Genomic DNA, 24,273 nt, shown 5'->3' on the forward strand with positions numbered 1-24,273 from the left:
AAAGAGACCCCTCAGACCGGCTGAGAGGTCTATTCGTGAGCTGCCGCCTCATCTTTTATAAGTAAATCCTGGCTCTTGATCGTCATTAAATCGTTTTTTAAGTATTGGTCTCCCATTAAAAGCCTCATGGCCTGAGCGCGGATTGATTTTTCAATCACGTTTCTGACAAAGCGCCCGTTGCTGAATTTAATGGGGCTTGTCGTGCTTTTTACTGTCATTAAGTAATCTTTTAACTTCCACTCGGCTTCCTGGCTTAATTGATACTCCCGCTCTGCTATCATGCGCTTTGCGATGTCCATCAGCTGAGTGACAGAGTAATCCGGAAAATCGATGCTGATAGGGAAACGCGATTGCAGGCCGGGATTTAATGACAGGAATTGTGTCATTTCTCTCGAGTACCCTGCCAGGATCAGAATAAATTCATGCTGTTTGTCTTCCATATGTTTGACAAGCGTATCAATCGCCTCTTTACCGAAATCCTTTTCTCCGCCTCTTGCAAGTGAGTATGCTTCATCAATGAATAAAATGCCTCCGAGCGATTTTTTAATCAGATCTCTCGTTTTTTGCGCCGTGTGTCCGATATATTCACCGACCAGATCGGCACGTTCCGCTTCGATCAGATGTCCTTTGGAAAGAACGTTCATTTCGAAGAAAAGCTTGCCGATCAGTCTCGCGACGGTGGTTTTCCCGGTGCCGGGGTTCCCTTTGAACATCATATGAAGAGCTTGTTTTCCGACTTTCAGCCCTTGTTCGGCCCGTTTTTGGTTGACGAATATCCACGCGTAAATTTCTTTAATGTTGCGTTTCATTTCTTCCATACCCACTAATGTGTTCATTTCTTTTTCAATTTCTTTCAGAATGCTGTGCTTGGCTTCATTTTTTTGCAGGGCAGCCTGATATTCCGCCTCAGCTTCTGCATTTGTCAGCACTTGCTTTTGGCCATTAAGAATGATGTTAATTTGTCCGTTATTTTTATAGGTTACAGCGCGCTCCAACATGCTCACCTCTCTGTTCTCTCTTTATCTTACTCATGATGAAGAGGTTCGGTGACATCCGCCTATCATCATGAGGCCTGTTTTCCTCTTTATCTGTCACTTTTTCCGTTCTCTTCGGGAATGATGTTGAATCCTGCGCTTTCCCGAGAAATATTTTTCATTTCTTATTGTATTCAGCAGAAACGGGAGGACAAACCATTTATTTTTATTTTCCGGGAAATGTTGGGTGTATTTCTCATTTTTTTCATGAATGACAGCCGTACAAGCACCTTTTGAATATCATCATATGCTGTAATGAGGTGATGGAGAATGGTTAAAATTTTTATAGACCCCGGTCATGGCGGAACTGATTCAGGTGCAATCGGAAACGGACTTCAGGAAAAAGCGGTCACGCTGGAGATCGCACTGGCTTTGCGCACGATTCTGACGAATGAGTATGAAGGAGTTTCTGTCACGATGAGCAGGACAAGCGATAAGACGGTCAGCCTGACGGAAAGAACGGATGCCGCCAACAGCTGGGGCGCAGATTATTTTTTATCCATTCATATTAACTCAGGAGGCGGAACCGGATTCGAAAGCTATATTTACCCCGGTGTCGGAGCGCCGACCTCGACTTACCAATCAGCCGTCCACACGCAAGTAATTCAAGCATCGGGTTTTAATGACCGCGGAAAAAAAACAGCCAACTTCCATGTGCTGCGGGAGACAAGTATGCCGGCGATTTTGACGGAGAATGGTTTTGTTGATACGTCAGCTGATGCAAACAAACTGAAAACAGCCAGTTTTATTGAAAGCCTTGCAAGAGGACATGCCAAGGGCTTGGAGCAAGCTTTCGGTCTAAAAAAAAAGGCTGACTTATATAAAGTGCAAATCGGCGCATTCAACGTGAAAGCAAATGCTGATGCGCTTGCCGCAGACGCGGTGTCTAAAGGTTTTGACGCGATTGTGCTTCCAAAAGGAGGCTTCTTCAAAGTGCAGATCGGCGCATTCTCTTCCAGAGATTATGCTGAAGCGTTGGCAGCGCGGGCCGAAAAAGCCGGATTTGATGCCTTCATTGTGCAAGACTAAATGAAAAAACCCCTGCTCTCCCTTTTTTGGGACGAACGGGGGTTTTTTGTTATTGAAGTATATCGGCGACAAACTGAGACCAAGCTTCAAGACGCTGATACACATTTTCCTCTTTCAGTTCGCTCAGTTTCATCCAGCGCCCGGCGATTTGATCTTTTTCTTTCACTTCGACTTGTGCTGCAGGCGCTAACTGGAGCGCAGAAAGAATGCCGATATGCACCTTCCCTACATCGTTTTCATCATCATTGATCAAGCCGAGTGTGACAATGTTTTGTTTGTCCTCCTCGCGAATGTACAGTTCTTCCGCCAGCTCCCGGTCGGTGTTCTGTTTCAGCACTTCCGAAAATGAAGCCGCCCCTTCCATAGGGTTCATGTGTCCGCCGAAGCCGAGAGAAAGCTTATTATGGAGGCGCGATTCCCCTCCGCCCGCGAGCCGCTCATACACAAACACCTCATCATCACGGCGGATGACGACATACGGAATCGGCTGTTTAAATCGCGGGTCCTCTTCCGCGTCGCCTCTTCTGATTTCAAAAAAATGCGCCTCAATTTGAGCCATAATTTTTATGATACGTTCATCCTCGCTGTTGACTCCCTGAAATGTCAGCATTTCATTTTGAAAGACGTCACTCCGCGGTGCAGCCAAGATGATTTCATCCATTTTATTCATGACCGTTCCTCCTGTCTTACCTCTCCACTCAAGCCAAAAGAGCAGATATTATATCTGCTCTTCATCTTGGCCAAAATAAAAATCTTCGTCCTTAATCGGTTCTACCGTCGCCTTTTTGTAGCCGTTCCCTTTCATGGAGAAGAAATCATGTGATTTTGTTTTGGTGTTTAATCCGTTTAATACGATCGGATTAATATCCTCTTCTTCAAAGTAAGGATCGAACCCTAAGTTCATCAAAGCTTTATTGGCGTTATAGCGGATGAATTTCTTTACGTCATGAGACAGCCCGACTTGGTCGTAGAGATCCTCTGTATATTCAAGCTCATTGTGATAAAGCTCTTCTAAAAGCTCAACCGCAAATTCGCGAAGTTCCGCTTTTTTCGCTTCTGTTTGTTTATTGTATATTTCCTGTGCCAGCAGTCCGACGTATACACCGTGGATCGCTTCGTCACGAAGGATCAGGTTAATGATCTCACCGCTTTGCATCAGTTTTCCTTGTCCGTAGAAATATAACGGATAATAGAAACCGCTGTAGAAAAGGAAGCTTTCCAGATAGACGGAAGCAACCATCGCTTTGAACAGTGAAATTTCATCATCTTTTTGAATGGCTTTGTAAAGCCCGACAATCATTTGCGCTTTTTTCTGCAAATATTTATTTTGTTTAACCCATTCAAATACTTCGTTGATCGTTTCAGTCGGAGCAAGCGTCATAAAAATATTTGAATATGATTTTGCGTGCACCGCGTTCTCCATCATCGCCATGAAATTAAGAACCGCTTTTCGCTGATGGCCTTCGACGTGCTCAGCCACAATCGGCATGCCTGTGTTCCCCTGCTCTGTATCAAGCAGTGTCAGGCCGGCGAGCACCTTCATGTACGTATCCTGCTCATTTTTACCCAAATACTTCCAAGTAAGAAGATCGCCGTTTAATGCGATCTCTTCCGGAAGCCAAAACTGCTTTACGTTTTGGTTGTAAAACATTTGGGTGAAATCATCTTCATGCTTTGACCAGTTTGCTGCGTCATAAATTTTTGTCACTGTTAACTCTCCTTTAATCAAACGACACAAGAAAGACAGCTGTCCTGCCCGGTATCTTTCGTTCTTGCATAGTAAATGGTTTTGATGCCTCTATGGTGGGCATACAGATCAATACGGTTCAGATCACGAGTTGTCATCGTATCTTTCAAAAACAGGGTAAAGCTGATTCCCTGATCGATATGCTGCTGGATTGTCGCGATCATATCCACTACTTTGAACATGTCCATATCATAAGCTTCTTTGTAGAAGAACCAGTTATTAGACGCTAACCCCGGCATCGGGTAATACGTTTTTGAATTTCCGTATGTTCTTTCTTCGATCCGTTCCATGATCGGCATAACGGACGCCGTGCTGGATTGGACATAGGAAATGGAGCCTGTCGGCGCGATGCACAGTCTGTAGCTGTGGTACATGCCGTTTTCGGCGACAAACGCCTTCAGCTCTTTCCAGTCTTCGATTGTCGGGATGTGCATGCCTTCAAAGAGCGCAGCGATTTTTTCGTATGCCGGTGAGAACTCTTTTTCGATGTATTTATTGAAATATTCTCCCGTTGCATAAGTGGAGCCTTCATAATGCTCAAACGTTTCGCCTTTTTCTTTCGCAAGCTCAGCTGAACGCTGGATGGAATAAAAGTTCACCATCATAAAGAACGTATTGGCGAAATCTCTTGCTTCCGGGCTTTCATAAGCGATGCCGTTTTGGGCCAGGTAGCCGTGAAGGTTCATGGCGCCTAAACCGATCGACTTCATCGCTTTGTTCGCGCGTCTGACTGCCGGCGCGTTGCGGATATCCGTCGTCTCAGATACATGAGTCAGGGAATCCGTCGCGAGTTTCACCGTGCGCTCAATCGATTTATGTTTCATGACATTCAAAATATTTAATGAACCAAGGTTGCAGGAAATGTCCAGGCCGATTTCGTCTTCCTCGTCATAATCTGTGTAAGCCGAAACCTGTGACGCCTGAAGCACTTCAGAGCAAAGGTTCGAGAATTTCACTTTTGATACGTGGTTATTCGCATGCTCTTTGTTTACGTTATCCTGGAACATAATGTACGGATAACCTGACTCAGAGCGGAGAACGGCAAGCTTTTCAAGCAATTTGCGCGCATTCACTTTTTCTTTTTTGACACGCGGGTTGTCGACAAGCTCCTCATACATCGCCGTCATGTCCATCTCATCCATATGCTGGCCGTATTCTTTATAAATCGTGTGCGGATAGAATACATAAGCCGCTTTGTCCTCACGTGCAAGCTCAACGAACTTATCCGGAATGACGACACCGATAGAAAGCGTTTTGACACGCACATCTTCATCCGCAGAAATCTTTTTCGTATCAAGAAAGTCATTGATATCGCGGTGGAAAATGTTTAAGTACGCCGCGCCAGAGCCTTGTCTTTGCCCCATTTGGTCAGCATAACGGAACGCATTATCAAGAAGCTTCATGACGCCTACAACACCTTTTGTGGCGTTTTCAACATCTTTAATCGCTTCACCTTTCGCGCGAAGCTTGGACAGATTAAGAGAAACCCCGCCGCCCAGTTTAGACAGCTGCATGGAAATATCGATCGCTCTTGAAATGTCGTTTAAGGAATCATTGACTTCGAGCAAGAAACAGCTCACAAGTTCTCCGCGGCGTTTTCTGCCGGCATTCAAAAATGTCGGTGTGCTCGGCTGATATTCCTGATTGATCATCAGATTCACATATTCTTTTGCTTTCTCAGTGTCGCCGTTTGCGAAGAACAGCGCAACAATTGAGATCCGGTCCTCATAACGCTCGAGGATTTTTTTCTTGTCATTCGTTTTCAAAGCATAGTCATTATAGAATTTAAACGCACTCATGAAGGAAGGAAAACGAAACTTCTTAGCGTAAGCTGTCTTAAACACTTCTTTAATGTCTTCAAAAGAATAAAGGCTTAAGAATTCCTCTTCGTAGTATTGGTTTTCAATCAAATAATCCAGCTTCTCTTTTAAATCGTGAAAGAAAACTGTGTTTTGATTGATATAGTCTACAAAATAGCTATGTACAGCCTCTTTATCTTTATCAAACTGGAATTTTCCATCTTGTTGGATCATGATTTCGTTATTTAACTGGATCCATTTTGGCACTTGATTTTGTGACAACTCTTTCTACCTCCTGAGTAAACAATTCAACGTCTTTAGATGTGCCGCTGAGTTCAAATTTGTGCAAGATCGGCACCTGATATTGTCTAGAGATGGTATCGGCGCTTTTTGCAAAGTTATCGCCCCATACTTTGTTGCCGCTCGCAGCGACTCCTAATAAGAGATGGGCGTATTTTTCGAGAAATGATTGTGTTGATGCCGGTACCTGACCGAAGTTTGTCGTGTAGGTGACCAAAACAAACGGAGTGTCCACATGGTCCGTTTCGTCCACCTTGCGGATCAGCTGAAAGTCTGTTTTATTCACAAAACGCTGAACATTCCCTGTCTTTGAATCAAATATGATTTGAACCATCCTTATCACGACCTATCAAAAATAATGAATCTCTTAACACTATATATAGTATACTAACCTCCCAGAAAAACACAACATATTGAGATCGATTTATAAAAAATTCATATTTTTGAAAGAGCGGACTTTGGCTCCGGCCCGATTAACGCCCAAAAAAGAGAGCAGAACGAGAATCATCTCTCATCCTACTCAAGGTGTCATGTGTAAGCCGATGTCTATCATAACATGAAAAAAAACTGCTTAGTAGTCTAGACTTTTATTCTTATTTTTTGTAAGAATCACATTTTTTTTCGCTTTCAACGGTTTCTTCAATCTCCACATCAGCACCGATTTCTTTCAGTACGGCTTTCAGAGCGCTTGTGATGGAAGCCTCTCTGATCAGTTCTTTGCCGTCAACGATGATGCTGGTTCCATATTCATAGCAGGAATCATCTTCACAAGTTTCTTCCCAATGGTTGATTATCACCTTGTGTTTCAATCGTCTCACCCTCTGCATGATCAATGTCAGTACTTAGTGTAGCTTGTGCGGCCCGCTTTGTAAATTCGAACGCTTGTGAAATTTATTCAAGCTCATCCAGCGCCGTTTCTTTTTTCAGTTCGATTTTATTCGTTTTTTCATCATAGCGGTATATTTTTAAGTAACCGTCCTCGACAATGCCGAAACGATTATGTTCCAGCTGCACCATGCCTTCTGTCTGCGGTTCGGCATCCGCCAAGCCGCCGTCATCATCCGTCACCACCGTCTCGTGATTGCTGCAAGCTCCAAACAGCAAAAAAACAGCGATCCAAACGAGCGTAATCCTGATTCTTCTCAGTTCATTTTCACTTTCGAACACGATTTTCCGTACCCCCTTTTATCTTTCCGATATACGGCCTGCAATATACAGACGCGCATAGAAAAAGACCATTGTTCATGGTCTTTGTCAAAAAGTCTATTCAAGCTCAAGCTGGACGTTTTTTTGCGGGGCGAACGTGGAGATGGCATGTTTATAAATAAGCTGCTGCTTCCCCTCCGTTTCGAGCAAAACGGTAAAGTTGTCAAAGCCTTTTACCTGGCCGCGAAGCTGAAAGCCGTTGAGTAAAAACACCGTGACGAACGTATTGTCTTTTCGGATTTGATTCAAAAACTGATCTTGAATATTAATCGGTTTCATGTTTCGTCCTCCTTGGTTCTCAATACAATACTGTTTCGATTAAATTTCCAGTTTTCCTGCTATGCACTCGAAAATTTCCTTTTTTTTCTGCTCAATATCAACAGGCGGCGTCATATCTGTCCATGAAACGGGCATTTTATTGCGAAACCAGGTCAGCTGGCGTTTCGCATATCGCCTTGAATTTTGTTTTAATTGCTCCACAGCCTGAGGGAGCGGCACTTTTCCATCAAGATATTCATACAGCTCTTTATAGCCGATTGCCTGAATCGATTGGCTGTCCCGGATATTCATATCATACAGCCGCTTTACTTCGTCAAGAAGGCCGGTTTCCAGCATCAGGTCAACGCGCTCGTTAATCCGGCCGTACAGCACTTCTCTGTCCATTGTAAGACCGATAAGAACCGCATTGTAAAGCAGCTCCCGTTTTTGGGTTTTAAGATGCTCTGACATTGTTTTTCCCGATACATGCAGGATTTCGAGCGCGCGGATGACTCTTCGCGTATTGTTTTGATGAATGGCTGCCGCCGCTTCCGGGTCGGCTGCCGCAAGCTTGGCATGAAGCGCTTCCGCCCCTTCTTCAGCCGCCAGTTTCTCCATGCGCTCCCGGAATACAGGGTCGCCGGAGTTTTCCGTGAACGTATAGTCATACAGCACGGACTGAATGTACAGACCCGTCCCCCCGACAATCATCGGCAGCTTTCCTCTACCGGCAATCTCGGTGATTTTTCCCCTTACCATTTTCTGATAATCCGCCGTTGAAAAAGTGTCGGACGGCTCCAAAATATCAATCAGGTGATGCGGCACGCCTTCTGTCTCTTCTTCGGTGACTTTGGCCGTTCCGATGTCCATCCCTTTATATACCTGCATGGAATCTCCGCTGATGATTTCCGCATTCAGCATTTTCGCGAGTCCGATGCTTAGTTTTGTTTTTCCGACTGCCGTCGGTCCGACGAGTATGACGACAGGCTGTTTTTTATTTTTCAATATGTATCACTCTCTTTTATAAATCTCCCCCTAATTATAGCATTCATTTCTTCAGGCACCTATCCATTTTGCCCTTTTTCCTGAGCGCTAAACATCCGCTACCACCCGATCGGCTCGTTTCCGACAACCTCTCTCGTTTTTCCTTTGAGCGTATGGCGGTGCGTTTTCCGTCCTTTCTCCCGCGGATCGTAAACGACGCCGCCGTGCTGGATCTGAATCGGCTCATTGTAGGCGGCAAAGGTGGTCTCTGAAAGCTCATGGTAATGTGTTCCGTCAACCCTCGGGATGGCAGGGCCGGAAATGCCGTAATACCTATGAAAATGGCCGTTTTCAAACGAGGTGATGCCCGTATAGAAATGTGTATGCTCATCTGTATTGCTGCCGTTCTCCGGCTGCGAAAAGCCTTCGATCACATGGTAATGCCCCTGCACTACATCCGTAACAGCCCGGTATGCGTGTGTGTGCGGAGGTTTTTTTGACCAATCGGACTGATACAGGCCCACAAAAGCTCACTCCTTTATTTTTTGATAAACGCCCAATCAAAAATTGGTGGGCTGAATACTCTGTTATCATCTCAAATTTATTCTTGGAGGTACCTAAATTATGAATGAAGAATACACATACGAAGCAGATAGTGATATGAGACAGTTTGGACGGCCCGGATTTGGGTTTGGACGGCCGGGCTTCGGGTTCGGGCGTCCCGGATTCGGATTCGGCTTCGGGCGGCCGGGTTTTGGTTTTGGCCGGCCTTGGTTTGGCCGCCCTTGGTTTGGCGGGTTCGGACGGCCGTTTGGTTTTTACGGCGGACCGTTTGTCGGAGGGCTTGTCGGGGGGCTTGTCGGAAGCGCTTTGTTCAATCCGTATTTGTACGGAGGTTACGGCTACCCTTACTATCCGTATTACTACTAAGACAATCAAAAAGGGCTCCTTTCAGGGGCCTTTTTATATAGGCCTAATGTCTTGACTTGGCGGGCAAAGTTCGGATATTATTTTATTTTACTGCCTTAAACAAAAGGCATAAGGATTATGATGAGAGGGGGATTTGATATGATTCTGGGTTATATCTTCCTCACAATTGCTATTTTATCAGAGTCAATCGGCGCGGCCATGCTGAAGGTCTCCCGCGGATTTACGCGGTTTTTGCCAAGCGCGCTTGTAGTGGCAGGCTATTCATTGGCCTTTTATATGCTTTCACTGACACTGAATCTCATTCCGCTCAGCTTATCCTATGCAACATGGAGCGGAGCCGGAACGGTGCTCGCATCCATTATCGGAGCGAAATGGTTTCATGAAAAACTGGACAAGCAGGCCGTCATCGGACTTGTATTCTTATTGGCCGGTGTCATTCTGATGAATTGGTAGAAAGGAGAAGCATGATATGAAAGGATTACTCTGCCTGGCATTAGCCATTGTATCAGAAGTGTTTGGAAGCACGATGCTGAAGCTGTCGGACGGTTTTACGCACTTATGGCCCGCTCTCGGCGTCATTGCCGGAATCGGAGCCTCTTTTATGTTTTTGAGCTTCTCTTTGAAAAGCCTTGATTTATCCGCCGCATACGCGACATGGTCAGGTGTCGGCACGGCTTTAACGGCAATTGTCGGCTTTTTTGTTTTTAAGGAAGCCATGACAGCCAAAATGATGATCGGGCTTATTTTTGTCATCACGGGCGTCATCCTGCTGAACCGTTCCAAGTCTCAAAAAGCTAAAAAAAATCAAACGGCCCGGAGCTGACCGTTTGAACTCGTCAAGCGCGGGCAGCTTTTACTTCAACCTCAAGCTCCATCTCCACGTTTCCTTGGATCGCTCGTGAAATCATACAGGAGGACTCCGCTTTTTGCGCTAACTTCCTGGCGAGCGTAAAGTCCGTTTCGGCTGCATCCGGCTTTAATAATATAAACGGGCGGTGAATGATTTTCTGGTACGTGAACACACCGTTCGTGACGTCTACAATTCCTTCAGATTCCATATGTAGATCTTCTTTATCCAGACCGCTTCTTTCCATCATCGCCGCAAGCGTTATAATATAACAGGTCGCGGCCGCTCCAAGCAGCATTTCATCAGGATTTGTGCCTTCTCCGGGTCCGTCCATTTCCTTAGGAATGGACACAGCCGTTTCCAGCCGGCCGCTTTTAATATCGCCGACGTCATTGCGATTTCCGGGCCAATTTGCTTTTAAATAAAAGTGATGTTTTGCCAAGGGACAAACCTCCTTTTTTTTCAGTTTACTCACCTTTCACTGGTTTGTCTTTTTTTAAGCTCACGAATACTCTTGATTGATCACTCTTTTTATCGTACGGACAAACCGGTAAAATTCCTCCGTTTTTGTGAATTCCCTTTCGCGGTAATCAAAATTATCAAAAAACGCTTCCCGCTGTTCTCTGCTGATCTCAAGCTGTATACTCAGCCCGGTTTGCGCCTGGTTATTGATATTTTCGGTGTCAACCCCGGCCAGACCGGTTTTTGAGGTTGCCAATTCTGCAGGAAATCCGTTTCGTTTGAGAGCTCTCACCAATTTTTTCGCCCGCTTCCGGTCGCTTCCTCCGACAAGAGTATTTTTCTCGTCGCCTTTATAACCGTGAACTGCGATAACATAATGGTGCTGCTTGATGCTTTCGACTGCTGAAGGCTCATCGAACTTGGTGCTCGTAATATGAAGAGTCTGGTTATCATGCGCTTTTAATCCCTCAAACAGGTAGGTTGAATAATCATCCCTGAAAGAGCGGACGATCTCGCTCACCCCGCCCTCAATTCTCCCTCCGTGCGGCGACATGATCAATACGGGGCTCCCCTTTCTCTTATTGTACGATATATGATAATCATCGGGGTCTTCATGTTCAGCCAGATCTTTAAAATCTGTGTATGTATCAGAAGAATTCGAGGGATCAGGGTCTGACGCATAATGAGCACATCTTATTAGTAAGACCATTGCTACGATAATGATGACATTAAGTAAAATTCTTTTCATCAGCTCTCCTTCTTTGCTCCTTTCTGAAAAATGAAATATTCATTATATGGATTTTTGTCAATAGGTCTTATCTTAACATTCTATTAACATTATCATCAGTGAAAAACTTCCCGGTTTCGAAAAATCAATGGATTGTCACGGTTCAAGCGCTCAAATGCCGAGCATCAGTGAAAAAAGGTTGAGAGAGGGCAAAAAAAAAGGGAGGAACGCCCGAATTTTCAGGGGCGGGAGATTCACGGCCGGAAACGGACGGCATCAAGAATACGCTTTTAAAAATGAATATCCGCCTCCCGAAGCAAATGCACAGGACAGAATGGAGCCCGTCAAAAAAGTTCTCATCTGCCTTTTTGCACAGCAAAATGCCGTTACAGCCCGCTCATCCCCTTTTTTTATCATAATGGTCCGTTTTGAAACGGAGCCGTCTTTTTTCATATATATAATATCAATCGGAAGCTGTTTTTCCAAGGAGTGTCTCAATATGATGTTCATGTATATACCCCTTTCCGCCGGATTCATTATAAACCAACAAACGTTCCGACCCAACTCGATTTCTTCTCCTGAAAAAGCCGCAAGTAACCAGCGCTCCTGAAGGACAAACAAACTGACCGAACTTACGGCCTGTTCATATGGTATAGAGAGAATCGCCAGAATGGGAGGAAAAGTATATATGTTTGGTTACTCAATGGTACAAATGGTGCGGTCAAATGCTCATAAGCTGGACTGGCCGCTCAGAGAAAACGTATTACAGTTATATAAACCTTTCAAATGGACACCTTGCTTTTTACACAATTTTTTCGAAAAAAAGGTGAAAAACAGAAAGAAAATGTCAGTCATCATTGAATTTGAAGAGGGCTGCCATGAATCCGGTTTTCACAGCACAGGACAGGTCTTATCAAAAGAAAAACGCTGCACTATAAAAAAGCAGTTTCAAACAATCAATTGCTGCAGCGCCGAAGTCACTCCGTCCGCCCTTCACATGCTTCTTTCGCAATGCCGGGATATTCGTAAAATCTATTTAAACCGTGAAGTAAAAGCTCTCCTTGATACGGCAGCTGAATCGTCTCATGCAAAAGAAGTGACCCGTAACGGCACCGTATTAACAGGAAAAGGCGTAACCGTCGCCGTTATTGATACCGGAATCTATCAGCATCCCGATTTAGAAGGCAGGATTATCGGATTTGCGGACTTTGTCAACCAAAAGACAGAACCGTATGATGACAACGGGCACGGCACCCATTGCGCCGGTGATATCGCAAGCAGCGGCGCTTCATCTTCGGGTAAATATCAGGGGCCGGCGCCGGAAGCCGATCTGATCGGAGTCAAGGTTTTAAACAAATCAGGATCAGGAACTTTGGCTGATATCATTGAAGGTGTGGAATGGTGCATACAATATAATAAAGAACACACAAAGAATCCGATCAGAATCATCAGCATGTCACTGGGCGGAGATGCGCTCAGATATGATAAAGAAACGGACGACCCGCTCGTCAAGGCCGTTGAAGAGGCATGGAATGAAGGAATCGTCGTCTGCGTCGCCGCGGGCAACTCCGGTCCGGAAGCTCAAACGATTTCAAGCCCCGGTGTCAGCGAGAAGGTCATCACGGTAGGCGCCTATGATGACAATGATACAGCCAGCAATGAGGACGATACGGTCGCTTCTTTCTCAAGCCGCGGCCCGACGGTGTACGGAAAAGAGAAGCCTGACATTCTTGCGCCCGGGGTCGATATCGTATCTCTCCGTTCTCCGCGTTCATATCTTGACAAATTACAGAAATCAAACCGAGTAGGCTCCTTGTATTTCAGTCTTTCGGGCACGTCCATGGCCACTCCGATCTGTGCGGGCATCGCCGCCTTAATCCTTCAGCAAAACCCGCAGCTTTCGCCTGACGAAGTGAAAACATTGATCAAACAAAGTCCGGATCAATGGACAAATGAAGATCCGAACATTTACGGAGCGGGCGCAGTGAACGCCGAAAACGCCGTGCCGAAAGAGTAACCTTTTTATCATGAGAACGGGGTCGTCTGCACCGGCAGATGACTCCGTTTTTCAGGTGAATAGATGAAACATTTATAATGAAGGAACTCGGAACAGGTCAGAACCGGCTGTCAGAAAAAAAGATCAATGCAAGGCAGTGTATTTCTAAAAAAATAGGGAATAAGTATGGTGTAGATAAAAGGAGGAATCACAATGGCACTTACAAACACCGAATTGTCTGAATGGCTGCAAAAACAGATCGGACAAACGCTTGATATCAGAAAAGGAGAGCTGACAGACAGCCGAAACGAGATTTCTGATATGGATCAGATCATGCTTCACCTTGATGATGTTCTCGTCCGCCGGACAAACCATCCCGATGACTATGTAGCGGATGAAGAACTCGTCTTAAAAGGGCACGGCACAACCTATACGGAGGAAGGAAATGTCCCGCTTCCCCAAGATGCGTATGAAATTCCTCTGCTCGGCGACATTACCATCCAAAAGGAGCAAGACGGATTAAAGGTACATACAGATCGGGCCGTGTATACAATCGGGACCCGGAAAGAGCAATAAAAAGAAAAAACGCCCTGAATCAGCGGCGTTTTTTTATTGGTTTTTTTCTTCAGAATATCCGTGGAACATCGTGAATGCGCAAAGCATAATGCCTAAAATAATGATAATCGGGAGCCAGATCACGGCAAACTTATAATCCGGTTCGGCAAAAGCGCCTATGACCGCCCCAAAGCAATACAGAACCAAGGCAAGCGCGCGCAATACAGCATCTCTCGTAAACTGCTTCCGCTTGTCCGCTTTGTAAAACCTTGCGGTGAGATCTTCAAAAAAATTAGCGAGCGTTCCCGTTAATACGGTCGTGGAAATCCCCGCTACACCAAGTTTTCTCGCGGCTGTCGTCTGCATTCCCATTGCGAAGCTGAGCAGCATAATCAGCACATAAACAGAAATGGCATCTGCAAAAAAGCAAGAGAACAAAGCAAACAGCAGCAAAACAGCTCCTTCAATAGCTAAAGCGGCAGTTACCGCAGGGGGCCAGAATGATTTCTTTTTATTGCCCACAAGCAAGGCCGCGGCAATAACGCCGGCAATAAATCCGATTAACGAGGTTAACGATTTGAGTACGGCAAGGTGCCATGAGTTGCCGATCGCCAGGCCGAACAGAACGATATTCCCCGTCATATTGGCGGTAAAGATATGTCCCAGGCTTAAATAACCGATCACATCCACAATTCCCGCTGTTAAACAAAGAAGTAAAAGTGCAATATTTCGGTATGTAGTCACTTTCAATGTGATCCAATCCTTTCTCATGCTGATTCCAACATATAAGTTTACTCTTCGCCATTTCATATGTCCAGCCGGCGCGCCGCTTTTTCAAAGCATACAAAAAACTCCGGCGAACCGGAGAAGTTACTGAACGATAAATAATACTCTCGTGCCGTCGGAATAGCCGCTCATTTGATTTCCAACCCATGAACCGGCCCCGCGGTTATCCGACGGGGTTACATATCTGATATCAGCCCCCGCCCCGCCTTCTGTGCAGACTGCCATGGGCCATTCATCACGGTCAAACCCGGGCTTTGTCGGAATTCCTTTCAATGATTCTTTCCTTCTATTCTCCGCTCCGCCCCGATCAATTGTACAAATCTCAGAATGACCTGCCGAAATGGCGTCTTTTATATGATTTCCCGTCTCTGGATATTTTGACAGCGGGAAATACAGCACCTGATCGTATCGGGATGCGGCACGAGCAGCACTGTCCGAATGGATGCCGGCGCCCGTAAGGCCGAACTGAAGAGAGATCACCAAAAGCAGACTTGCCGCCCATTTCATAAACGCATTCATTCACATCCTCCTTAAGAAGTTGATATGAAGCGTAAATATGTATATTAGCCGGATTTAACACACATGATGAATTGGCAAAAAAAGTTTGCTGTTTTGTTGATAATTAACGAAAATGGCGGCTTTACGATTTATCTATTGAACCGGCTTCTGTTTCCTTATATATTTTAGACATACTTATGAGCCGTTGTGATCAGTGTCTTCGGCAGATAAAAGGAGGAATGCCGTCCGGTCGGCAGGCACCGGCTGTTGGTTATGTCTTTTCAAAAACATGAAGGCGGGGAAATCCAGATGGAAAAAACAATGTTTCACCCACACTCACCCGAGTTTCACGAAGACCCTTTTGCGGTTTTAAGCAGATTCAGAGAGCAGGACCCCATACATAAATTCGAACTGCAGCGTTTCGGAGGCACCTTTCCGGCATGGCTCATCACGCGTTATGATGATTGTATGGCGTTTTTAAAAGACGGCAGAATTACGAGAGATGTAAGACGGGTCATGCCGAAGGAGCTGATCGCAAAGCTGAATGTCAGCGAAGATATCGATTTTGTCTCAGAGCATATGCTGGCAAAAGACCCTCCGGATCATTCACGTCTTCGATCTTTGGTGCATCAGGGGTTCACTCCCCGGATGATTGAGCAGCTTCGCACCGGGATAGAGCAGATCACAGAAGAGCTGCTGGATGAAATGGAAAAAAAAGCAGACCCTGATATCATAAGAGATTTCGCGGCACCGCTTCCGTTTATCGTCATTTCCGAGCTGCTCGGAATTCCGAAAGAGGACCGCGCCAAATTTCAAGTGTGGACAAACGCAATGGTTGACACGTCAGAAAGCGGACAAGATGCGACCAACCAGGCTCTCAAAGAATTTAAACAATATATGAAAACACTGATCGAAGAAAAAAGAAAACATCCGGCTGAAGATCTGACAACCAAGCTTATTTACGCTGAAGAGGACGGCCAAAAGCTGAGTGAATCAGAGCTGTATTCCATGCTGTTTTTGTTAGTCGTTGCCGGGCTTGAAACAACGGTTAACCTTCTCGGCTCCGGCACCCTGGCGCTTCTTCTGCACAAAGACCAGATGGAGAAGATAAAGCGGCAGCCCGAAAATATCCAGACGGCGGTCGAAGAGCTTTTGCGGTATACCTCTCCCGTCATCATGATGGCGAATCGATGGGCGCTTGAAGATTTCACCTATAAAGATGTTTCTATTAAAAAAGGCGATATGATATTTATCGGCATCGGTTCAGCCAATCGGGACCCGGAATATTTCGATGATCCTGATACATTAAATATAGCGAGAACACCGAACCGTCATATCTCTTTTGGATTCGGCATTCATTTTTGTCTCGGGGCTCCGCTCGCCCGGATGGAAGCATCCATTGCCTTTACTTCGCTTTTAAAACGGTTCCCGAATATAGAGCTGAAAGGCGCGCCCGAGGATGTAACATGGAGAAAAAATGTGTTTTTGAGAGGGCTTGAAACATTGCCTGTCAGATTTTAATATCGCCCCCTGTTTATCGGGGGTTTTTTTAATGTCTTATAAACAGGAAATCAATATAATAGTGAATATTTAGTACATAATGAATTTAGTTCTATGTATAAAAAAAACGGCCGGATTGCTCCGGCCGTTCTCTATTACCGTTTTACCAACTCATTTGTTTCGTCCAGCTTTTTTCTGAAAGATTTAAGGAAATTTGCGCTTATCGTTCCTTTGTTTGCGTACAGTTTTTCGCAGAATGCCTTAATGGCGTTTTGCGGCTTTGGTTCCGACAGCATTGTGACATGATTGGAGGAGTGGACGTCCAGCAGGTGAAAGTGTTTCATCTGGTGTTCCCATTCTTTCCAATACGCATCATGGTCTAACGGAATTTGTTCTTCCTCTGCTGTCAGATAACGTTCAAGATCTCCGAGGAACAAACCGCTTTTATTACGGAAGTAGTAGCATTGCAGCGCTTCCGGATGAGGCAGCGGCTTCATGTCATACTCTTCCATTCCGTAAGCGAGCTGCGTCTTCATCATTTGCTCCAGCTGCATCCGGATCGCTTCTTCGGATTTTGGCAGACCGCGCTTTTTGGCAAGGCCGATCAATTCTTTCAATACTTCTTCTTCCTCAGCCTGGACGGTAATGTCTTCTCTGCTGATTAATGCCTCTTCAAGGTTTTCAGGCTTAAGATATGCCGTAAGCATCGTATTGATCGTTTGCAGCATGACTGACTTAACAGATGGTTTTCTTTCTTTCCATTTTTCACTGTACGGGGTGTCGATCATGACGGCGCTTTTTACTGTATGACCTTCCTCCTGCAAGAGGCGCGCGGTTTCATATGCAAGCATTCCGCCCAAGGAATATCCGCCGAGGTCATAAGGGCCTTTCGGCTGTACCGCTTGGATGATTCTCATATAAGAAGCGGCCGTCTCTTCGATTCCTTGCAGCGGCTCTTTCCCTGTCAAACCTCTTGCCTGGATGCCGTAAAAAGGACGCTGACTCTTTTTTGGCGAATGGCTGGTATGCTTCAACGCCTCCTGTTCCGCCGTGAAACCAAAAAACAGGACGGCCTTTTTCTCTTTCATTCAGCTTGACGAGTTCGGGAAAATTCCGGCCCGCCTCATGCGGTTGGTTCGTTTTTAACAGTATGCCGATCTCCTGAAGAGTGCTGCATTTCTGAAGAGCTTCCAGACTGATGCGGCTGTCTCCGTCCTCAAGTTTTTTCAGCAGCTGAATAGAGGAGATTGAATCAAAGCCGTATTCAGTCAGCGGCTTATTTTGATCAATTTCCGCTGCCTTCATCCCCAAAATGTCAGCCACAATGTCAGCTGCGCTCTCGCGGCGGAGCTGAGGGTCCTGGGAAACCGGTGCAAGGCTGATCTCTTCTGGCTGACCGCCGTTCCAATACTTGTGGTGTTCAAAAGGATATGTCGGAAGCGGCACTCTTTGAACAGATTCGCCTTGGTGGAGTCTGTCCCACGGTATATCCGCTCCTTTCACCCAGCAAAATGCAAGCTTTTCCAGATTGTTTTCAGCCAACAGCGTCTCCGTGACGACTGTACCGAGAGTCCCTTCCAGTAAAACGCCGATATCTCCTGATCCAGTCTGCTGACTGCCTGTAAAGAAGCTTTTCATTCCATTGCTTTCTTCGGAAAATGCTCTGTACTCTTTCAGTTTTTCCAGCAATTCATCTTGATTGCGGGCAACGAGTGCCAAGCGGCAGTTCATCGCCTCACGGCCGGTCTGAAGCGTATAAGCAATATCCCGCAATGACGGAGTATCTCCAGTTTGCACAAAATCAGCCAGCTGACCTGCGGCCGCCTTAAGACGCCCTTCGCTCTTAGCAGAAAGCACGATAAGCTGCGGGTCATGCTCAGATTCTTTGTCTTTATGGCTCGGGCTGTACTGTTCCAAGACGACATGCGCATTCATGCCGCCGAAGCCATAGCTGTTAATTGCGGCCCGGCGCGGGATCGGTCTGCCCGTATGGTCGGTGAGCTGTGTCCATTCCTGATTGTCTTCGGTGAAACGGAAGCGGCTTTTTTGAATAGCCATTTGCTCATTTGCAGCTGTAAATCCGGGAATGCCCGGGATGGTATGATGCTTCATGGCCATCGCTACTTTTATAAGGGCGGCCAGTCCGGAAGCGAGTTCGCCGTGCCCGATGCAAGGTTTCACGGTGCTGATATAACAAGGCGTGCTTTCCTCTTGATTTGCAGACTCGCCGTAACCCGCTTTGATTGCATTAAACTCCAGCACATCTGCCATTTCGGAGGCAATGCCGTGCGCTTCAATATAAGTGACGGTTTGCGGATCAACATCGGTGTCTTCGTACGCTTTTTTCATCGCGGCCTTCATTCCCGCCGGATTCGGTGCGTGAAGCGACATGCCTTTACCGCCGTGAGACACTCCTGTTCCTTTAATGACCATGTGAATATGATCGCCGTCTTCAATTGCCGCCTCAAGCGGTTTGATGATGATCACGCCCGCCCCTTCGCTTCTGACAAAGCCATCGGCATCTTTTTGGAACGATTTCGCCCGGCCGTTTTTGCTTAAATATCCCATTGAGTCAAAACCGATAAAACCTTCCGGCGATTGCAGAATATTGGCGGCGCCCACGACAGCCTGCTCACATTCGTTATGACGGATTGATTGAACCGCCCTGTGCAATGCCACCAGCGTTGACGTGCAGGCAGCCTCGTAATATTCACTCGGTCCTTGTAAATTCAAGGCATATGATATCCTGTTCGGAATGATGGACGGAATGGCTGTTCCATTGTTCGGATCGCTGTTGCCCGCGGCAACGAAAACGCCTGTCGGTCTGCTTGATAACGCCTTATTTGTCAGGCCCGCATCCTCCATTGCCTTCCATGTATGCATCAAAAGCAGAAACTGCTCCGGCCCCATTTGTGATGCCTCTTTAGGAGAAATTCCGAAAAAGAGCGGGTCAAATTCGCCGACACCGTCAATAAAACCGCCCCATCTGAGACTCGTGTCATTCTCATCACCGGCGTAACGGCGCCAGTCCCAGCGGTCCGCCGGAATTTCGGTAATACAGTGATCCCCGTTTACGATGTGCCCCCAAAAAGACTGGATATCCGGGGATTGCGGAAACTGAGCTGACATACCGATAATCGCGATTCCTTGCTTGACATCGGCGTTATCACAAGGCGTATGCTGTTTCTTCGGTAAAGTGCGCTCTTCTGTTTCCGTGACCCCGGCCTCTTCTGAATGCTTATGATCGGCAAACAATTGAGAAAACTTGTTCTCATATGCTGACGCGAAGTGGCGGGTCAGCTCCTCCGCCGTCGGATACTCGAAAAACAATGTTGGATTCACATCGATGTCCGCCTCTTGGCCGATCTCTTTTGTCAGCCCGATCAGACTCGCTGAATCAAGTCCCAATTCCATGATATTCGCGTCAGAACGAAGAGAGGACGCGGGTTCATCCATCATCTTGGCGAGCTTGCCAAGGACGTAGCTGCGGATATCATCTGTCAGACTGCCGGCAGAAATCGGTGCTCCCGCATTCTTAACAGCCGTTCGGGCCGGCTGATTCATCTGTTCGGTTTTCGGGCGGAACCGTTTCAGGGCATAGCCTTCAAAACGCATCACCACTTCCGATCGGCTGCTGATGACATCTGCGTTAATCAGAATCATTTCCCCCGTTTGTTTGGCCAGCTTGATGTGCAGCCAGCAATCGGTAAGATTTTCCGGGCTGCTGAAGGTGACGGAATTAATGCCGAACGGCAGATAGCTTTCCGCCTCTGTTTGGTCCAATAAAGAAAGCGAGGCCAAGTAAGCACTGTTGGCGATTAACGGATTTATGGCATAATGATGCGCTTGTTGTGAGTCGCTATTGTTCAGGTTCACTTTCGCTAAAACGGCATCAGTGCCTTTGTACAGGCGGGTGATCGTTTTAAATTCTTCTCCCCACACGACGGTTCCCGTTCCGTCTCCGTATAACTCATCTATCCGGCCCACTTCCCGGTATGAGCGCTGAATGGCCGCCAGATCCGCGTGCTGCTTTTGAAACGGATACGGGCTGCACTCGGCATACGCCGCTATGCTCCAATCAGGAGACGTGCGGCTGCGGTGCATTATGCTCAGTTCAAATCCATCCCCGTTTTGTTTCGATTCTGTTTTCAGCTCGATGCGATCGCCTTTTTTTACGGTAATGGGGCTGACGTAATTCAGTTTTTTAATATGTCCTCCCTCTGCTTCAGGAAAAAGATCACAAAAATGATCGACTGCCAGACTGTTATATGTAGCGCCGACGAGTACCGGTTCTCCGCTGAATTGATGCCCTTTCACGTATGGGTCGTCATCACTGTATACCGCCTGAACGCCGGCAGCGTTTTCTGATTCACCGAAATGAAAAGAAGTCCCGTGGTCAAAAGCGTAGGCCGGCAGATGAACGGCGTGCTCTTGCTGCAACTGATCAAACGTGATATTCTCTCCTTTTTCCCATTGCCGCGCACGCCGGCCGATATCAGAATCGGAGAAATTGAGATTCCGCTGATCCATGCGGTAAGCGGCCAGTTTTTCCGACAGTTCCTGAACGGAAGCAGCCGTAAATGCCGCCCGATACTCCGGATGATGCGTTCTTTTTTGCAGCGCGGATGCGATGGCGGCCGGATGAAGAGATGGCGTCTTTTCTAAAAAGGCCGCCAGTCTCTCAAGATAGGCTTCAAAACTCCATTTTGTTTTCGCTGACACAGGGAAAATATATTCCTCATTGCCGTGACGGGCATGATTAGAATTCGGATTGATATATTCTTCTACGATGAGATTTGCATATGCCCCGCCTGCCCCGAAGGAATTGATCATGCTTCTCCGCGGTATGATGTCTCCCGTCTCGGCATCCTTCAGACGCTCCCAATACTCGGTTTTCTCCTGCAGGTAAAAGGCCGTTTGTTCAAGCACGATATTCGGATTTTGCGGTTTTGCATTAATGGTTGGAACTAATGTTTCCCGCTCCATTTGCAGCAGCACTTTCGCGAGCTGGGACATCCCGGAGGCCGCCTCTAAATGGCCGAGATTTGACTTGACGGATCCAAGCGCGCAAAATCGTTTTTTATCGGTATATTGCGAGAACGCGTTTGTCAGGGCAATGACCTCAATCGGATCTCCCAATACAGAGCCGTTTGCCGCTGATTCAACATAACTGATTGTTTCCGGATTGATTCCGGCCTTGTCAATGGAAGCCGCCATGAGCTTCGCCTGCTGTTTCGGATCCGGAGCCGTGTACATCTGCCTTCCGCCGCTATGGCACAACGCGCTGCTTTTAATGATCCCGTAAATATGGTCTTTGTCGGCAACCGCTTTGGAGAGCGGCTTCAAGAGCACTGCTCCGACTCCTTCTCCCGGCATCAGGCCCGTGCCGGTTCCGAAGCTTTTGCTTTCACTTCCCTGCTCAAGCAAATTCGCCCGTTCGAGCGCATCATATTTAGACGGTTCAAGCGTGAGATTGACCCCTCCGGCAATCGCCATGGAACAGCTGTTAAGCTTCAGGCTTTCACAGGCGAGATGAATGGCGCTCAGTGAGCTGGAGCATGCGGTCGTAACGCCCATGCTCGGACCCGTTAAATTGAAAAAGTGGGAAATGCGGTTGGCGATATGCCAATCCCCTCCGTTAGAGCTGAGCGCAGCTTTTTCCAATGACGGGATATTCCAGAAATATTGATTGTACATACTGCCCATAAATACACCAATTCCGCTGTCTGATTCCTGCCATTCGTTTACTCTCTCTAACGAGTAGCCTCCGTTTTCAAATGTTTCCCATACGGTTTCAAGGCTTAGACGGAGCTCAGGCGTCATCTCCATCACATGGTCTTCCCGGATGTCAAACAAGTGATGGTCAAAAGCGTCAATATGCTTCAGAAATCCGCCGTACCGTGTTTTGCGTTCTTCTTTTCGTGTTTCTTTTGCCATCGTTTTCAGAAGACCGGACTTCCATCTGTTTTCCGGAGCTTCCGTAATACAGCTGTCTCCGGCTTTTAAATGCTCCCACAGCTCATCGAGGGTTTCAGACTCAGGATAGCGGCCGCTGATGCCGATAATGGCAATGTCGTCACGATCAGAGCGATTATCGGTGACGGTTTCTGTTTCCGGCTTTGGCGCTTTTGGCTCTTTTTGTTCAGTGATAAATCGCCGTGTTTCCGTGACAAGCGGCACCGGTTCATTCATTGCAGGTTCCGGATGCTCCGTTTCAGGAGGCGCTTGATCGGCTCCGAATGCCTGTTGCAGCTTATCCGGGTAAGTTTCCAGCAAATACTCGGCAAGTTCTTTCGTATTCGTGTGTTCAAATAAGACCGTTTTCGGCAGCTCGCCCGTCAATGTTTCCAGTTCACGGATAAAATTCACCTGCAAAATGGAGTCGATGCCGTATTTTTCAAAGCTGGTTTCCGGCTGAATGCGCTCGGGAGCAAGTTTTATGGACTTGGCTAACGTTTCTTTTATGAATTGCACCGTCCGGTCTGTGACTGAGAAAGACGGTTCTGTGAAATCAGCCGGCTCTTTGGAAGCCGCAATTTCTTCAACCGCCGTCGCGCCCGGCTGCTTTTGCCTGATGACGCCGTCGCTTTCTGCCGCCACGATCTGCTGGCCGAGGTGATGTGACGATTCCGCCATAAATGTAACGTACCGATATCCCTCGCTTTCCAGCGCAGACTGCCACGCTTCAGCATACAGCCCAGGGCATCCGGGAATGCGCAGTTTGGCGTCTTCATACAGCCACCAGCCTTCCAAAAGACCGAATGTCAGATGAGAATAAACCGAATGGCTGCTGATCTCATTTAATAGCAAAATCCCATTCTTTTTAAGCACCGCTTTGGCATTGCGAAGTGTCCGACGAATATTTTTTGTCGCGTGAAGCACATTTGCCGCAATGACCGCGTCATATGCGCCCGCCTCTATCCCCTGCAAAGCCGGGGGCTCTTCCACATTAAACCGCTTATAAGTCAAATACGGATTGTCGGGACCGTATTCTTTTTCAGCATGCATGAAAAAGGCCTTTGACAGATCGGTGTAGCAATATTCTTTCACATGATGTTTGACCTCTTTTAATCTTTTGAAAACGGCCGCGCTCGTCCCGCCCGTCCCCGCTCCGATCTCTAATATCCGGATTTCCGCGTTCGGGTCTTCTTTCAGGCGTTCTTCAATGAAAGCTGTCAATGTGTCAGCGAGCACCTCATTAAAGTAGTCTGCCGTTTCATTGTTTTTATAGATTCCTTCAACCAATTCCATTGATGAATCAGGAAACAGAACATCAGTGGCAGAAACTCTGCCGGATAAAATATCCGGCAAAGCTCTGAGAGCGGTCTCCACTAAGGTGATCATCGCCTGTTTGCTGCTGTCCTTGAGTAAAGGAGCTTTCTTTTCATCCCATTCTTGCCACAGAACGTCCGCACCCTCTATCGGACCCGTTAACACATACGTACTGCCAGACTGTTTCAAAAAGCCTTTTTGCACCAAGATGGAGATGCTTTCTTCCAGCCACCTGCCGTAAAACCCCTGCATGACAGGCTGCGTTTCGTTTTCCGTAAAAAATCCGACAGATTTCAGCTGGCCTGCCAATAGTTTGTAAAGAAGATCTTCAGTGTTTTGCAAA

Annotated in this window: 22 protein-coding genes and 1 pseudogene; 7 read left to right on the plus strand and 16 right to left on the minus strand. The window is 46.8% G+C overall.

Annotation, left to right across the window (positions count from 1 at the left end; translation table 11 throughout):
* Positions 1-29 precede the first annotated feature (29 nt).
* The gene (gene spoVK, locus MJQ52_RS02370; protein WP_070081863.1) at positions 30-998 is read right to left on the minus strand and encodes a stage V sporulation protein K; all 969 of its coding nucleotides are present in this window, start codon (positions 996-998) and stop codon (positions 30-32) included.
* 306 nt (positions 999-1,304) lie between these two features.
* Here spoVK and MJQ52_RS02375 point away from each other — a divergent pair, with 306 nt between their 5' ends.
* Entirely contained in the window at positions 1,305-2,063 is a 759-nt protein-coding gene (locus MJQ52_RS02375) for an N-acetylmuramoyl-L-alanine amidase (protein WP_094246916.1), read from the plus strand.
* A gap of 49 nt (positions 2,064-2,112) precedes the next feature.
* Here the strand turns inward: MJQ52_RS02375 and MJQ52_RS02380 are convergent, their stop codons facing one another.
* The 9 genes from MJQ52_RS02380 to MJQ52_RS02420 all read right to left on the minus strand — a co-directional run bounded on the left by MJQ52_RS02380 (position 2,113) and on the right by MJQ52_RS02420 (position 8,881).
* Positions 2,113-2,733, minus strand: coding sequence for a hypothetical protein (locus MJQ52_RS02380; RefSeq protein WP_044053225.1), 621 nt, complete (start codon positions 2,731-2,733; stop codon positions 2,113-2,115).
* Between the two features lie 48 nt (positions 2,734-2,781).
* Entirely contained in the window at positions 2,782-3,771 is a 990-nt protein-coding gene (gene nrdF / locus MJQ52_RS02385; RefSeq protein WP_024085331.1) for a class 1b ribonucleoside-diphosphate reductase subunit beta, read from the minus strand.
* A gap of 17 nt (positions 3,772-3,788) precedes the next feature.
* On the minus strand, positions 3,789-5,891 hold the full coding sequence (nrdE, locus tag MJQ52_RS02390; protein WP_003154060.1) for a class 1b ribonucleoside-diphosphate reductase subunit alpha: 2,103 nt from the start codon (positions 5,889-5,891) through the stop codon (positions 3,789-3,791).
* A complete protein-coding gene (gene nrdI / locus MJQ52_RS02395; RefSeq protein ID WP_003154061.1) occupies positions 5,851-6,243 on the minus strand; it encodes a class Ib ribonucleoside-diphosphate reductase assembly flavoprotein NrdI in 393 nt (130 codons plus the stop codon). The genes nrdE and nrdI overlap by 41 nt, the downstream gene beginning before the upstream one ends.
* 259 nt (positions 6,244-6,502) lie before the next feature.
* Positions 6,503-6,718: a hypothetical protein gene (locus tag MJQ52_RS02400; RefSeq protein WP_003154062.1), complete on the minus strand. Its 216-nt coding sequence runs from the start codon at positions 6,716-6,718 to the stop codon at positions 6,503-6,505.
* Positions 6,719-6,800: 82 nt separating this feature from the next.
* Entirely contained in the window at positions 6,801-7,076 is a 276-nt protein-coding gene (locus MJQ52_RS02405) for a YmzC family protein (protein WP_025649429.1), read from the minus strand.
* 96 nt (positions 7,077-7,172) lie between these two features.
* Positions 7,173-7,394, minus strand: a complete 222-nt coding sequence (hfq, locus tag MJQ52_RS02410) for an RNA chaperone Hfq (protein ID WP_003154064.1) — start codon at positions 7,392-7,394, stop codon at positions 7,173-7,175.
* Between the two features lie 39 nt (positions 7,395-7,433).
* Positions 7,434-8,378, minus strand: a complete 945-nt coding sequence (gene miaA / locus MJQ52_RS02415; protein ID WP_015388203.1) for a tRNA (adenosine(37)-N6)-dimethylallyltransferase MiaA — start codon at positions 8,376-8,378, stop codon at positions 7,434-7,436.
* Positions 8,379-8,476: 98 nt separating this feature from the next.
* Positions 8,477-8,881 (minus strand): YmaF family protein, encoded by a 405-nt coding sequence (locus tag MJQ52_RS02420; RefSeq protein WP_070081859.1) that lies wholly within the window; start codon positions 8,879-8,881, stop codon positions 8,477-8,479.
* Between the two features lie 100 nt (positions 8,882-8,981).
* Between MJQ52_RS02420 and MJQ52_RS02425 the strand changes: the two genes are divergently transcribed.
* From MJQ52_RS02425 to MJQ52_RS02435, 3 genes are all read left to right on the plus strand, one after another.
* Positions 8,982-9,287 (plus strand): hypothetical protein, encoded by a 306-nt coding sequence (locus MJQ52_RS02425; protein ID WP_015239898.1) that lies wholly within the window; start codon positions 8,982-8,984, stop codon positions 9,285-9,287.
* Between the two features lie 138 nt (positions 9,288-9,425).
* On the plus strand, positions 9,426-9,740 hold the full coding sequence (locus MJQ52_RS02430) for a DMT family transporter (protein ID WP_003154071.1): 315 nt from the start codon (positions 9,426-9,428) through the stop codon (positions 9,738-9,740).
* A 16-nt stretch (positions 9,741-9,756) separates the two neighbouring features.
* Complete coding sequence (locus MJQ52_RS02435) at positions 9,757-10,110, plus strand: DMT family transporter (RefSeq protein WP_003154073.1); 354 nt, start codon at positions 9,757-9,759, stop codon at positions 10,108-10,110.
* A 13-nt stretch (positions 10,111-10,123) separates the two neighbouring features.
* On the opposite strand, the gene MJQ52_RS02440 is transcribed toward MJQ52_RS02435, so the two are convergent.
* The 3 genes from MJQ52_RS02440 to MJQ52_RS02450 form a co-directional block, all read right to left on the minus strand.
* Entirely contained in the window at positions 10,124-10,576 is a 453-nt protein-coding gene (locus MJQ52_RS02440; protein ID WP_070081858.1) for an OsmC family protein, read from the minus strand.
* A gap of 60 nt (positions 10,577-10,636) precedes the next feature.
* The gene (locus MJQ52_RS02445; protein ID WP_003154076.1) at positions 10,637-11,344 is read right to left on the minus strand and encodes a poly-gamma-glutamate hydrolase family protein; all 708 of its coding nucleotides are present in this window, start codon (positions 11,342-11,344) and stop codon (positions 10,637-10,639) included.
* 255 nt (positions 11,345-11,599) lie between these two features.
* Positions 11,600-11,833, minus strand: a complete 234-nt coding sequence (locus MJQ52_RS02450) for a hypothetical protein (protein ID WP_041481863.1) — start codon at positions 11,831-11,833, stop codon at positions 11,600-11,602.
* Between the two features lie 178 nt (positions 11,834-12,011).
* Here MJQ52_RS02450 and MJQ52_RS02455 point away from each other — a divergent pair, with 178 nt between their 5' ends.
* Together MJQ52_RS02455 and MJQ52_RS02460 are read left to right on the plus strand one after the other, a co-directional pair.
* Positions 12,012-13,340: a S8 family peptidase gene (locus MJQ52_RS02455; protein ID WP_043867149.1), complete on the plus strand. Its 1,329-nt coding sequence runs from the start codon at positions 12,012-12,014 to the stop codon at positions 13,338-13,340.
* Positions 13,341-13,532: 192 nt separating this feature from the next.
* The gene (locus MJQ52_RS02460) at positions 13,533-13,895 is read left to right on the plus strand and encodes a hypothetical protein (protein WP_007410383.1); all 363 of its coding nucleotides are present in this window, start codon (positions 13,533-13,535) and stop codon (positions 13,893-13,895) included.
* 33 nt (positions 13,896-13,928) lie between these two features.
* Here the strand turns inward: MJQ52_RS02460 and MJQ52_RS02465 are convergent, their stop codons facing one another.
* Entirely contained in the window at positions 13,929-14,684 is a 756-nt protein-coding gene (locus tag MJQ52_RS02465; protein WP_094246918.1) for a YoaK family protein, read from the minus strand.
* Between the two features lie 60 nt (positions 14,685-14,744).
* Positions 14,745-15,179 carry a NucA/NucB deoxyribonuclease domain-containing protein gene (locus MJQ52_RS02470; RefSeq protein ID WP_007611576.1) on the minus strand — a complete coding sequence of 145 codons (435 nt, stop codon included), beginning with the start codon at positions 15,177-15,179 and terminating at the stop codon, positions 14,745-14,747.
* A 288-nt stretch (positions 15,180-15,467) separates the two neighbouring features.
* Between MJQ52_RS02470 and MJQ52_RS02475 the strand changes: the two genes are divergently transcribed.
* The gene (locus MJQ52_RS02475; RefSeq protein WP_094247884.1) at positions 15,468-16,679 is read left to right on the plus strand and encodes a cytochrome P450 family protein; all 1,212 of its coding nucleotides are present in this window, start codon (positions 15,468-15,470) and stop codon (positions 16,677-16,679) included.
* Between the two features lie 134 nt (positions 16,680-16,813).
* Here the strand turns inward: MJQ52_RS02475 and MJQ52_RS02480 are convergent.
* Positions 16,814-24,272, minus strand: a pseudogene (locus tag MJQ52_RS02480) (beta-ketoacyl synthase N-terminal-like domain-containing protein).
* Position 24,273 lies beyond the last annotated feature (1 nt).

The sequence above is a fragment of the Bacillus sp. jun7 genome (assembly GCF_051034795.1).
Taxonomy (GTDB): Bacteria; Bacillota; Bacilli; order Bacillales; family Bacillaceae; genus Bacillus; species Bacillus velezensis.